Source organism: Phytohabitans sp. LJ34 (assembly GCF_052068095.1).
Taxonomy (GTDB): domain Bacteria; phylum Actinomycetota; class Actinomycetes; order Mycobacteriales; family Micromonosporaceae; genus Phytohabitans.
This window is the reverse complement of record NZ_JBQHDG010000007.1, coordinates 53,370-65,221: the sequence shown is the minus strand read 5'-3', so window position 1 is coordinate 65,221 and position 11,852 is coordinate 53,370. Positions and strand designations below refer to the sequence as shown.

10 protein-coding genes are annotated in these 11,852 nt (G+C 69.3%); 6 read left to right on the top strand and 4 right to left on the bottom strand.

All coding sequences use genetic code 11. The features are described from left to right. The first annotated feature begins 92 nt into the window (after positions 1-92). Positions 93-1,091 (top strand): LacI family DNA-binding transcriptional regulator, encoded by a 999-nt coding sequence (locus ACTMTJ_RS14540; RefSeq protein ID WP_441217163.1) that lies wholly within the window; start codon positions 93-95, stop codon positions 1,089-1,091. Here the strand turns inward: ACTMTJ_RS14540 and ACTMTJ_RS14535 are convergent. Then, positions 1,088-1,801 (bottom strand): FadR/GntR family transcriptional regulator, encoded by a 714-nt coding sequence (locus ACTMTJ_RS14535; RefSeq protein ID WP_441216910.1) that lies wholly within the window; start codon positions 1,799-1,801, stop codon positions 1,088-1,090. The two genes, ACTMTJ_RS14540 and ACTMTJ_RS14535, sit on opposite strands and share 4 nt — an antisense overlap. Positions 1,802-2,145: 344 nt before the next feature. Here ACTMTJ_RS14535 and ACTMTJ_RS14530 point away from each other — a divergent pair, with 344 nt between their 5' ends. From ACTMTJ_RS14530 to ACTMTJ_RS14520, 3 genes are all read left to right on the top strand, one after another. After that, on the top strand, positions 2,146-3,417 hold the full coding sequence (locus ACTMTJ_RS14530) for an ABC transporter substrate-binding protein (protein ID WP_441216909.1): 1,272 nt from the start codon (positions 2,146-2,148) through the stop codon (positions 3,415-3,417). 133 nt (positions 3,418-3,550) lie between these two features. Further along, entirely contained in the window at positions 3,551-4,441 is an 891-nt protein-coding gene (locus tag ACTMTJ_RS14525; RefSeq protein ID WP_441217162.1) for a carbohydrate ABC transporter permease, read from the top strand. Further along, positions 4,438-5,307: a carbohydrate ABC transporter permease gene (locus ACTMTJ_RS14520; protein ID WP_441216908.1), complete on the top strand. Its 870-nt coding sequence runs from the start codon at positions 4,438-4,440 to the stop codon at positions 5,305-5,307. Before ACTMTJ_RS14525 ends, ACTMTJ_RS14520 begins: the two co-directional genes overlap by 4 nt. A gap of 481 nt (positions 5,308-5,788) precedes the next feature. Here the strand turns inward: ACTMTJ_RS14520 and ACTMTJ_RS14515 are convergent, their stop codons facing one another. From ACTMTJ_RS14515 to ACTMTJ_RS14505, 3 genes are read right to left on the bottom strand one after another with little or no spacing between them, the layout of a single operon-like run. Further along, positions 5,789-6,475: a response regulator gene (locus ACTMTJ_RS14515; RefSeq protein ID WP_441216907.1), complete on the bottom strand. Its 687-nt coding sequence runs from the start codon at positions 6,473-6,475 to the stop codon at positions 5,789-5,791. Next, entirely contained in the window at positions 6,472-7,668 is a 1,197-nt protein-coding gene (locus ACTMTJ_RS14510) for a sensor histidine kinase (RefSeq protein WP_441216906.1), read from the bottom strand. Before ACTMTJ_RS14510 ends, ACTMTJ_RS14515 begins: the two co-directional genes overlap by 4 nt. A 31-nt stretch (positions 7,669-7,699) precedes the next feature. Further along, positions 7,700-9,901, bottom strand: coding sequence for an MMPL family transporter (locus ACTMTJ_RS14505; protein ID WP_441216905.1), 2,202 nt, complete (start codon positions 9,899-9,901; stop codon positions 7,700-7,702). A gap of 222 nt (positions 9,902-10,123) precedes the next feature. On the opposite strand from ACTMTJ_RS14505, the gene ACTMTJ_RS14500 reads away from it, so the two are divergent. Continuing rightward, the gene (locus tag ACTMTJ_RS14500) at positions 10,124-11,059 is read left to right on the top strand and encodes an ATP-binding cassette domain-containing protein (protein ID WP_441216904.1); all 936 of its coding nucleotides are present in this window, start codon (positions 10,124-10,126) and stop codon (positions 11,057-11,059) included. Then, a complete protein-coding gene (locus ACTMTJ_RS14495; protein WP_441216903.1) occupies positions 11,059-11,850 on the top strand; it encodes an ABC transporter permease in 792 nt (263 codons plus the stop codon). Before ACTMTJ_RS14500 ends, ACTMTJ_RS14495 begins: the two co-directional genes overlap by 1 nt. The last annotated feature ends 2 nt before the right edge of the window (positions 11,851-11,852 follow it).

The window sequence follows — 11,852 nt, the reverse complement described above, 5'->3', positions numbered from 1 at the left end:
GTCGGTCCTTGATGGACGATGAGCACGAACGGTGGTACGCCGATCCGGTGCCGCGATCCGAGCCGGACAAAGGTGGGCGGCCGCGATCGATCATGCGGGACGTGGCGCTGGCTGCCGGCGTTTCCAACCAGACGGTGTCCCGGGTGTTGAACAAGCGTCCCGGCGTGGGGGAGGGGACCCGGCAGCGGGTGCTGGCGGCCATGCGACAACTCAACTATCGGCGCAACCTCGCCGCCCGCGCGCTTGTCACGCGCCGCTCCGGGATCCTGGGTGTGCTGGGAGTCGAGACCACCCTCTTCGGCCCGTCCTCGATGCTGTACGGGATCGAGGAGGCCGCCCGCGCGGCGGGCTACCTGGTCACCGTCGCGAACGTACACGCCATCGACCGGCGGTCCATATTGGAGGCCGTCGACCGCCTCTGCCAGCACGTGGTCGAGGGGATCATCGCGATCGCGCCGAAGCCCGCGCTGACGGACGCCCTCCTGCTCGTGCCACCAGGTCTACCCACGGTCGGCGTGGGCGGCGGCATCAGCGGCACCACGCCCACGGTGCGCATCGACAACGTGGCCGGCGCCCGCCTCGCCACCCAGCACCTGCTCGATCTCGGTCACACCACCGTCCATCATGTCGCGGGCCCGTCCGACTGGCCCGAGGCCCGCGAGCGCATCTCGGGATGGCGCAGCACGCTCCTCACGGCCGAGGCGCCGATACCCGCCATCTGGCCCGGCGAGTGGAGCGCCAGGTCCGGGTACGAGCGAGGCCTGGCGCTCGCCCACGATCCGTCCGTAACCGCCATCTTCTGCGGCAGCGACCAGATCGCGCTCGGCGTACTCCGCGCATTACAGGAGGCCGGCCGGCGGGTGCCGAGAGACGTCAGCGTCGTCGGCTTCGACGACACTCCGGACTCGGGCTACTTCCTGCCTCCCCTGACGACGGTCCACCAGGACTTCGCCGAGCTCGGCCGGCGCAGCCTCGCGGTCCTGCTCGACTGGATCGACCGGAGCGGGGAGCTGCCCGTGGAACACGCGCGGCTGCCACCCGACCTGGTGGTGCGGGCGAGCACCGCCGGCCTTCGACGCACCGGCACCTAGTCTTTGGGCGGCGCCGCTTCGTCGTCGGACAGCCCGGACAGGGCTTCCTCCACGCCGATCAGGTGGTTGGCCATCCGGATCCGGGCCCGTTCCGGGTCGCGCGCGGCCAGCGCCTTCCAGATCGCCAGATGTTCCTCGTGGGTGCGCTGGTCGGCACCCTCCTCGTGCAGGCTCCGCCACAGCCGTGCGCGCACCGTGCGGCCGGCGAACGCCTCGACGAGGCCGACCAGTACCGGATTGCCGGTGTGGGCGGCGATGATGCGGTGGAACTTGATGTCTATCTCGATGACGCGCTCGTGGTCGTGTGGCACCTCGCCGGCGATCCGGACCGCCTCGTCGAGCAATGCCCGGGCCTCGGCCAAGGCCGCGTCGGTGATCCTTGTGGCGGCCAACCTGGCCGCTTCGCACTCGAGCAGGCGGCGGACCGCGTGGAGGTGGCGGGCGTTGCCGCGCCCTTCGAGGTCGACGACGAAGCCCATCGGGGCGAGCAGCTTCGTCACATCCAGGTTGGTGATGTACGTGCCGTCGCCCTGCCGCGTGTCGACGACGCCGAGGATCGACAGGGCGGAGATCCCTTCCCGGAGGGAGCCGCGCGAGACGCCGAGCGACTCGGCGAGGTCCTTCTCGACCGGCAGCCGGTCTCCGGGGCGAAACACCCCTTCGAGAATCATCCGCTTGATGCTGTTGATGACTTCGTCCGTGCGAGACATCGACGTCCACTTCTGCCTTGGTCTGGCGACGGTCAGCCTACCTGGCGGCCGGCCGGCGGCGGGTCGGCGGCGGGTCGGCGGCGAAGCGCCTCCGGGACGGGCAGTTCGAGTCGAGCCGCAGCCGCCGAAAGTTTCGGGTCCGAGCCGAAAGGGTCTATCGATCCGTCGATCCCTGGGGCCGCGGCGATCATTGACGGGATTCATGGTGCTGAGTATGGTCATACGTCATACGAGAATATGAATACCGGAAGTCTTCCGGAAACAGAGCCGCCGACGGGGGCATGGCTCTTCCTGAGCGGTCACTTCCGGCCGCCGCAGCTCACGACCATTGTCTGGAGGGCCGCGTGAAGCGCGTCGTCACCACCGCAGCTACCTTCGCCACAGCCGTGCTCCTGGTCGTCGGCTGTACGCCAGGATCCAACAGCGACTCCGGATCGTCCGACTCGAAGGCGTTCGAGTTCTGGTCGTTCACCCAGATCAACCAGAAGATCCAGGTCGATAGGTACAAGAAGAAGCACCCAGACGTGGACGTCAAGCTCACCGAGGTGGGTAGCACGACCGAGACGGCACAGGCACTCACCGCGGGGCTGGCCGGTGGCAAGGTGCCCGACCTCGTGCTGATCCAGGGTGACAACCTGCCGAAGTTCATGGAGTCCCCGGAAAACTTCGTGGACCTGGCCACGCTCGGCGCCGACAAGGTGAAGGGGGACTATCTCGACTGGGTGATCAAACAGTCGGTCACCGAGGACGGCAAGATCATCGGGATACCGACGGATGTCGGCGGCATGGCGATCGCGTACCGAACCGACCTGTTCAAGGCCGCAGGTCTGCCCACGGATCGGGAGCAGGTGTCCAAGCTGTGGCCGACCTGGGACGCGTTCACGGAGGTCGGCAAGCAGTACGTCAAGGCGACCGGCAAGCCGTTCATCGACAACATCCCGACGAGCGTCTTCTTCCAGGCGGTCAACCAGGGTTCGGAGCGCTACTACGACGCCAACCGCAATCTGTCCTACGACAAGAACCCACAGGTCAAGGCCGCGTTCGACCAGACCCTGAAGATCCACGCGGCGGGCATCTCCGCCAAGCAACAGTCGTGGACGGAAGGCTGGACCGCGGGCATGACCAAGGGTGACTTCGCGGCCATGTCCGCGCCGTCGTGGATGCTCAACGCGATCCGTACCAATGCCCCGAAAACATCCGGTAAGTGGGATATCGCCGCTATTCCCGGCGGCTCGGGAAACTGGGGCGGCAGCTATCTCGCCATCCCCAAGCGGGCGAAGAACCCGCAGGCAGCCTGGAACTACATCGCCGAAATGCAGTCGCCGGCCGGCCAGCTCGAGCACTTCCTGGTGCAGGGGGCATTGCCGACGACGCCGTCGGTCTACTCGGACCCGCAGCTCGTCGGGAGGACCGAGCCGTTCTTCTCCAACGCACCGATCGGCAAGATCTACACCGACTCCGTCTTGAATATCAAGCCGTTCTACATCGGTGTGGATGACGCCGCCATCGGCACCGAGCTGCTCAACGCCGTCACCAGCGTCGAGCAGGGCAAGCTCGCCCCGGACAAGGCGTGGAGCACCGCGCTGGCCAACGTCAAGAACGCCATCCGCGGCTGAATGGACGACGACGTGACGGCGGCCGGCGCCCAGCCGGCCGCCACGTCCGGAAGGTGACCGCTTGACCACCACGCTCAGCCCAGCCACGGCCCCGAAGGGCACTGCCCGGCCGACCCGCTACCGCCACATCCAGATGGGCGTGCGCGAGCGAGTGGCGCCGTACGCGTACATCGCGCCGTTCTTCCTGCTCTTCTTCATCTTCGGGCTGTTCCCGCTGCTGTTCACGTTCTACGTCTCCCTGTTCGACTGGGATCCCATCGGCGAGCATCGCTATGTGGGGCTGGCCAACTTCTCCCAGCTCCTCGACGATCCGCGGTTCTGGGGCGCGCTGCGCAACACGTTCAGCATCTGGGTGCTGTCGACGGTGCCGCAGTTGCTGCTCGCGCTCGGCATGGCGCACGTGCTCAACCACGTACGGCTGCGGGCGGCCACCTTGTTTCGGATGTCGGTGCTGGTTCCCTACGTCACCTCCGTGGCGGCGACGACCATCATCTTCGCCCAGCTCTTCGACCGCGACTACGGCATGCTCAACTGGTTCCTCGGGTTGCTCGGTTTCGAGCACATCGACTTCACCGCGTCGGTGTGGGGCAGCCACATCATGGTCGCCACGATGGTTGCCTGGCGGTGGACCGGATACAACACCTTGCTGTATCTCGCCTCGCTTCAGTCGGTGCCCCGCGATCTGTACGAGGCCGCCGCCGTGGACGGCGCCAACAGCTGGAAGCAGTTTCGCCACATCACCATCCCCGCGCTGCGGCCGATCATCGTGTTCACCGTCGTCACGTCGACGATCGGCGGGCTGCAGATCTTCACCGAGCCGCTGCTGCTCAGCCCGGTAAATCAAGAGACCTGTGGAGCGGCACGGCAGTGCCAGACCCTCACCCTGTTCCTCTACGAGCAGGCTTTCACCCGGTTCCACTTCGGTTACGGCGCTGCCATCGGCGTCGCGCTCTTCGTCGTGGTCGTGATCATCGCCGCGATCAACTATCTGCTGGTCACCCGCATTCGCTCGGAGCGTCCATGAACACCGCATCCTCCACCACCGGGCGGGCAAAGCGCGGTCGGCGCAAGATCAACCGGCTCCCCGTCGCCGTGTACGCGGCGCTCTGCGCCATGGTGTTCCTCAGCGTGTTTCCGCTCTACTGGATGTTCGTGGTGGCCACGACGGACTCGGCCACCGCGCACAGCCTTCCACCGCACATCGTGCCCGGCGGCAACTTCCTGCACCTGGCGCGCCTGGTCTTCGACATCGTGCCGTTCGTGCAAGCGCTCCTCAACAGCCTCTTCATCTCCACCGCGATCGGTGTGGGCCAGGCGGTGCTGTGCGCGCTGGCCGGCTTCGCCTTCGCCAAGCTGCACTTCCCCGGCCGCAACACGCTGTTCCTCATCGTCGTGCTGACCATGACCGTGCCGGCCCAGCTCTCCATCGTCCCGCAGTACCTGATCATGTCGCAGCTCAACTGGGTGGACACCCTGCAGGCGGTGATCGTCCCCGGGCTGGCGAGCGCGTTCGGCATCTTCTGGATGCGTCAGCACATCGCCAGCACCATCGACGACGAGCTGATGCACGCCGCCCGCGTGGACGGCGCGACCACCTGGCAGATCTTCTGGCGTATCGCCTTCCCACTGGTCCGCCCGGCGGCGTTCGTCCTGGGACTGTTCGGGTTCGTCACCGCCTGGAACGACTTCCTGTGGCCGTTCATCGTGCTGAAGTCACCGGACAGATACACCGTCCAGATCGCCATCAAGGCGCTTCAGAGCAGCCGGGACATCGACCTGGGCCTGGCCATGTCCGGCTCGTTCCTGGCCACGCTGCCGCTGCTGGTGCTGTTCGTCTTCGTCGGCCGCCGCCTGGTGCAGGGGATCATGGAAGGCGCGTTCAAGGGCTGACGGCGAGCTCCCGGAGTCAGGGGGCGCTGCCTCCGTGGCCTCAAAACCTTGGGCCGAAAGAAGATTCGAGCTACCGCGATGTCCGTCGTGGTCCAGACCGCTGCTCCCGCGGCCTCACCCGTCCGCTGTTGGTCGCGCACCAGTTGCTGTCGAGCTGCCCCGTTCGTGCGCCCAGGTGGCGGCCGCGTGCGTGGTTGCGGTTGGTTCGGCGCCTCCGGCGCGGGCCTCGGGCTCCGGCGGGGCCGTCCCCGGCTTGTTTGCTTTGTCGGTGGGTGGTTGCGGTGGGAGCCGTGCCGTATGCCGTCGTATGCGCTGCGCGGCCGGGCCAAGCAGTGCCGCAGGACGCGGGTGCGTCGGGCTTGCCGCGCGGGCCCGGCAGCGGAGGCCGGGGGTTTCGGCGAGCGCCAGCTCGCCGCCGGCCGGAGCGGTGCCCGCGGGAGCATGCGGTCCGCAACTGGCGCGGACGTGGGCAGATCAAGCTTTAGATCGTGCCTGGGTCCGGTGTGACGAGGCCGTTCTTGTAGGCCAGGACGACGAGTTGGGCGCGGTCGCGGGCGCCGACCTTCGACATGGCTCGCTGGATGTGGGTGCGCACGGTGAGCACGCTGAGGTGGAGCTCCCGGGCGATCTCGTCGTTCGACTTGCCGTCGGCCGCAAGCTTCATGGCCTCCAGCTCGCGGTTGGTCAGTTCGCGGATCCCCGGCGTGGTGGGCGGCAGGGCGGCGGTGCCGGGTGGTGGGGTGGCGAGGAACTGGGCGATGAGGGCCTTGGTGGCGCCGGGGGAGAGCAGGCTTTCACCGGCGGCGACGACGCGGATGGCTTCGAGTAGGGCGTCGGTGGTGACGTACTTGCCGAGGAAGCCGCTGGCGCCGGCGCGGAGGGCGCGGGCGACGTGCTCGTCGTTTTCGAAGGTGGTGAGGATGAGTACCCGGGTGCCGGCCAGAGCGGGGTCGGCGCAGATGGTCTCGGTGGCGGTCAGTCCGTCCGTGCCGGGCATCCGCACGTCCATCACGATGACGTCGGGGTGGTGTCTGCGGGCGAGGTCGACGGCCTGGGCGCCGTCGGCGGCCTCGGCGACGACTTCGAGGTCGTCGCACGAGTCGATCAGCAGCTGGAACGTCCCGCGCAGCAGCGCCTGGTCGTCGGCGAGCAGGACGCGGATCGTCACGGCGCGGCCTGGGGTGCGGGCGCGTGCGGATGCAGCGGCAGGGCGGTGACGACCTCGAAGGCGGCGTCGCCGCTGTCGCTGACCCGCAGGTCGCCGCCGACCGCGTGGGCGCGTTCGCGCATCCCGATGATGCCGTAGCCGGGGGAGCCGCGCCTTGGTTGGTCGTCGGCGCGCCGGTCGTTGGTCACCGTGATGGTGAGCTTGGTGCCGCTGTACCGAAGGCACACCGAGGCGGTCGCCGACGCGGAGTACTTGGTGGCGTTGGTCAGCGCCTCCTGGATGATGCGGTAGGCGGTCAGATCCACCCCGGGCGGCAGATCCCGGGGCTCTCCCTCGACGGCGACGTCGACCGCCAGGCCCGCGGATCGGCACGACTCCAGCAGGGTGGGGAGTTGGGCGAGCCCCGGCGCGGGTTCGAGGGTGTCCGCGCCGGCGCCGGTCTTGCGCAGGACGCCGACGGTGTCGCGCAGCTCGAGCATGACCGAGGAGGTGGTGGCTTTGAGGTCGGTAAGGATCTTCTTGGTGAGCTGCGGATTGGACTCCAGCAGGTGGGCGGCCGTGCCGGCCTGGGCGTTGGCCACGGCCATGTGGTGTGCCACGACGTCGTGCAGGTCGCGCGCGATGCGCATCCGCTCCTCGGTGACCCGCAGCCGCGCCTCCTCCTCGCGGGTCCGCTCGGCGTGCTCGGCGCGGGCCTGTACGGCCTCGAGCCAGGCGTGTCGCAGCCGGCTCCGGCTGCCCATCGCCAGCGGCAGCAACAGCCACAGCGCGGGCCCGATCGCGCGCAGCGCCACCATCTTGTCGAGGGTGACGCCTACGGCGGCGGCGACCACGAGCGTGGTCGCGACGCCGCCGTAGGCCCAGGTCGTCCGGGAGTCGGTCGCGGCGGCCAGCCAGTACAGCGCGACCATCAGCGGGGCGAGCAGGAGCGGGGAGAGGACAAAACCGAGTCCGCCCGTGACGACGGCGCAGACGGTGGCCACCACGACCGTGATCCGCGGGCGCTCGCGTGCCTTGAAGAGCGCCAGGCAGGCGATCCCCGTCGCCACCTCGGCGATCCAGACACCCTGCGGACGGCTCTCGCCCGGCCCGAAGAGGTTTGCCCCGATCACCGCGCCACCGAGCAGGGCGACCACGATGACCACGTCGGTCAGCCGCGGGTACCGCTCGACGTACTCCTCCAGGCTGGCCATGGTGCTCCTCCTGTGCGCCGCTGTGCTGGCGTCAATTGTTTCCCGAACGGACCAGCTCGCGGTCCGGCGCGCCCAGCGGATCGCGGCTCAGGCTCGCGCCCTCGACGTCGACCCTCGGCAGGATCCTGTCAAGCCAACCCGGCAGCCACCAGGCGCGGCGGTCGAGGAGCGCCATGACCGCCGGGACGATGGCCATCCGGACCACGAACGCGTCCAGGAACACCGCGGCGGCGAGGCTGAAGCCGATCATCTTGATGAAGGCGTCGTGCTCGGCGATGAACCCGGCGAAGACGGCCATCATGATCAGAGCGGCCGCGACGACGACACGCGCGCTGTGCCGGAAACCGGCTTCGATCGCCCCGCGCGGCTTTTCGCCCTGGACGTAGTCCTCGCGCATCCGCGACACGAGGAACACCTGGTAGTCCATGGCCAGCCCGAACACGATCCCGATCATGAAGATCGGCACCGCGCTCATGATCGGACCGGTCTGCTCGACCCCCAGCAGGCCGGCGGCGAACCCCTCCTGGAACACCAGCACCATCGCCCCCAGCGCGGCCACCGCCGACAGCAGGAAACCGAGAGCCGCCTTGACCGGGATCAGGATCGAGCGGAACACCAGCAGCAACAGCAACACGGCGAGCCCGACCACCGTGGCCAGGTAGGGCAGCAGCGCGTCCTGGAGCTTGCCGGCCAGGTCGATGTTGACCGCCGTCGTCCCGGTGACCTTGAACGTCGCACCCGTACCGCCGGTGAGCTCGGCTCGCGCGTCGCGCAGGTCGCGGACCAGGTCCTTGGTCGCCTCGTCGGTGGGGCTGGTGGAGGGGACGACCTGGAAGAGCGCGGTGTCCTTGGCGTCGTTGAAGATCGGTGGGGAGACCGACACCACCCCGCTCGTCCCGGCCATCCCGCCGGCGATGGACTCGACCGCCTTCTCCCGGTCGGCCGCGCCCTTGGCATCGACCACGATCATCAGTGGGCCGTTGAAGCCGGGGCCGAACGCCTTGGCCAGCGCGTCGTAGGCCCGACGCTGCGTCGTCGAGGTCGGCCTGGACTCGTCCCCCGGCATACCCAGCTCCAGCGACGCGGCGGGGATCGCGAGCGCGCCGAGCAACGCCACACCCAGGCCCAGGACGGCGATCGGCCGGCGAAGCACAAGCCGCGCCCACCGGGTGCCGCCGCGACCCGGAGCCTTGTCGCCGGCGGCCACCTGACCGCGGCGGGCGGAGCGGGACAGCACCTTGTCGGGCACGAACCCGAGCACCGCCGGTACCAGGGTCAGCGCGACAAGGACGGCCACCACCACCGCGGCGACCGCGGCCAGCCCCATCTTGGTCAGCATCGGGATGCCGATCACCGCCATGCCGGCCAGCGCGATCACCACGGTCAGGCCGGCGAACGCCACGGCGGAGCCGGCGGTGCCCACCGCGAGGGAGACCGCGTCGATGGCGGAAAGGCCGCGGGCCCGCTCCTCGCGGTATCGGGAGACCACGAACAGGGCGTAGTCGATCCCCACGGCGAGACCCAGCATCAGCGCCATCGTGCCGGTGGTGGCGGACAGGCCGAGCGCGTTGCCGACCGCGAGGATCGACATCATGCTCACCGCGACCCCGAGCAGCGCGGTCAGCAGCGGCAGCCCCGCTGCGACAAGCGAGCCGAACGTGATCAGCAGGATCACCGCGGCGAGACCGATGGCGATGATCTCCGCGACGCCACCACCGCCACCGGGCTCCATCGCGCTGCCGCCGGCCTCGACGGTCAGCCCCGCCTTCCTCGCGGCATCGGCGGCGGCTTCGATCTCCGCGACGCTGGCGTCGGTGACCGCGCTGGCCTTCACGGCGAACCTGATGCTCGCGTACGCCGCCGATCCGTCGCCGCTGACCGCGCCGGCCTGGAACGGGTCGTCCACCATGGCGACCTGACCGCCGCCGGCGAGCTGCCGGACGGCCGACTCGATCGCCGACTTGTACGGCGCCGAGGTCACCGTCGCGCCCGCCGGGGCCACGAACACGACGGTCGCGTCGCCGGCGTCGGCGGTGAGGCCGGGGAACCGCTGCCGCATCAGGTCGAAGGCGGTCTGCGACTCGATGCCCGGCACCGAGAAGTCGTCGTCGGGCGCTGCCGCCGCCGTCAGGCCGGCGAAGAGAGTGCCGGCCAGGATGGCCAGCCACACGAGCACCACCGGGCCGCGGCGCCTGAAAGCGAACCGGCCGAGCCGAGCCAATAACGTTGCCACAGGACGTCTCCATCTGAAGTGTCGGAAGACATCACGATCTCCGTGACGACCCGTGCCTGTCGTCCTGCGGCTGATGGCAGCTGACTACTGAATCGGAACCCCCACCCGTAGGGGGTGTACCGCGATCGCAGTACGCCGGAGTGTCTGCGGCTGGACGATGCCGCCGCCCGATCTTGCGACGAATCTTGAGCCACATCGAGTGAGACAGCTGGAGGGTGGCACATGATCGAGGTGAACGAGCTCAGCAAACGGTACGGCGAGAAGCTCGCGGTCGACTCGTTGAGCTTCGCCGTACGGCCGGGCGTGGTCACCGGCTTTCTCGGCCCCAACGGGGCGGGCAAGTCGACGACGATGCGTGTGATCATGGGCCTGGACCGGCCCACGGCGGGTCAGGTGCGGGTCAACGGCCGCCAGTACGCGCAGCTGAAGGCGCCGCTGCGGGAGATCGGGGCGCTGCTGGAGGCGAAGGCGATCCACCCGGGGCGCTCGGCGTACCACCATCTGCTGGCCCTGGCGGCGAGCAACGGCATCGGCAAGAGCCGGGTGCTCGACGTCATCGACATGGTCGGGCTGACCGACGTGGCCCGCAAGCGGGCCGGCGGCTTCTCGCTCGGCATGGGGCAGCGGCTGGGCATCGCCTCGGCGCTGCTCGGCGACCCGCGGATCGTCATGCTGGACGAGCCGGTCAACGGGCTGGACCCCGAGGGCGTGCTGTGGATCCGCAACCTGCTCAAGAGCCTGGCCGGGCAGGGCCGGACGGTCTTCGTCTCCTCACACCTGATGAGCGAGATGGCGCTGATCGCCGAGGACCTCATCGTGATCGGCCGGGGGCGGCTGCTGTCCGCCGGGCCGATCGCCGACTTCATCGGCCAAGCGTCCAGCCGCAGCGTCCGGGTGCGTTCGCCGCAGGCCGCGAGCCTGCGCGGCGTGCTGCTGGGCGACGGCGTCACGGTCACCAACGCTGAACCAGGCGTCCTTGAGGTCACCGGGCTGGACGCCGCGGAGATCGGTGAGCGCGCGGCCGCCGCCGGCGTGGTCCTGCACGAGCTGTCGCCGCGGGAGGCCTCGCTGGAGGAGGCGTTCATGGAGCTCACCCGCGACTCCGTCGAGTACCACGCCAGCACCGACGCGCTGGCCAGCGCCGGAAGGACGAACTGATGACCACCACCGACCTGCGGGTCACACCGCCGCGGGTAGTCCGCATGGAGTGGATCAAGTTCTGGTCGCTGCGTTCCACGATCTACACGTTGGCGATCACGGCGCTGCTCACGATCGGGATCGGGACGCTCATCACCAGCGTCATCAGCGCCGCGGACGACGGTCCCGGCCAGGACGACTTCAGCGACCCGGCCGCGATCAGCCTCAACGGGGTGATGCTCGCCGCGCTCTCCATCGCGGCACTGGGCGTGCTCATGAGCACCAGCGAGTACGCCTCCGGGATGATCCGGGCAACGCTGGCGGCGGTACCGGCCCGCCTGCCGGTGCTGTGGGCCAAGGCGATCGTCTTCGCCGCGGTGAGCTTCGTGCTGATGTTCGCCACGTCGATGGTGGCTTTCCTGGCCGGCCAGGCGATCCTCTCCTCCCGCGGCTTCGACAGCGTCACGCTCGCCGATCCCGGGGTGTTCCGCGCGGTCGTCGGCGCGGCGGTCTACCTGACCGGTGCCGGGCTGATCGGTCTGGCCGTGGGCGCGCTGCTGCGCAACACCGCCGGCGCGATCACGACCGTGGTCGGCGCGCTGTTCGTGGCGCCCATTCTCATCCAGCTCCTGCCGGCCAGCTGGAACGACGCCATCTCGCCCTACCTGCCCTCGAACGCCGCCGGGTCGTTCATGGCCGTGGAGGCGGCAAGCCCGTCGCTGTCGGCCTGGCCCGGGTTGGCGGTCTTCGCCGGCTACGTGGTGGTACTCCTGGCCGGCGCCGCCGTCCTGCTCCGGCGCCGCGACGCGTGACA

What these genes read in the sequence shown, in the direction of transcription:
- ACTMTJ_RS14540 (WP_441217163.1), top strand. Translation starts at nt 93, where the DNA reads ATGCGGGACGTGGCGCTGGCTGCCGGCGTTTCCAACCAGACGGTGTCC.
- ACTMTJ_RS14535 (WP_441216910.1), bottom strand. Translation starts at nt 1,801, where the DNA reads ATGTCTCGCACGGACGAAGTCATCAACAGCATCAAGCGGATGATTCTC.
- ACTMTJ_RS14525 (WP_441217162.1), top strand. Translation starts at nt 3,551, where the DNA reads ATGGGCGTGCGCGAGCGAGTGGCGCCGTACGCGTACATCGCGCCGTTC.
- ACTMTJ_RS14520 (WP_441216908.1), top strand. Translation starts at nt 4,438, where the DNA reads ATGAACACCGCATCCTCCACCACCGGGCGGGCAAAGCGCGGTCGGCGC.
- ACTMTJ_RS14510 (WP_441216906.1), bottom strand. Translation starts at nt 7,668, where the DNA reads ATGGCCAGCCTGGAGGAGTACGTCGAGCGGTACCCGCGGCTGACCGAC.
- ACTMTJ_RS14500 (WP_441216904.1), top strand. Translation starts at nt 10,124, where the DNA reads ATGATCGAGGTGAACGAGCTCAGCAAACGGTACGGCGAGAAGCTCGCG.
- ACTMTJ_RS14495 (WP_441216903.1), top strand. Translation starts at nt 11,059, where the DNA reads ATGACCACCACCGACCTGCGGGTCACACCGCCGCGGGTAGTCCGCATG.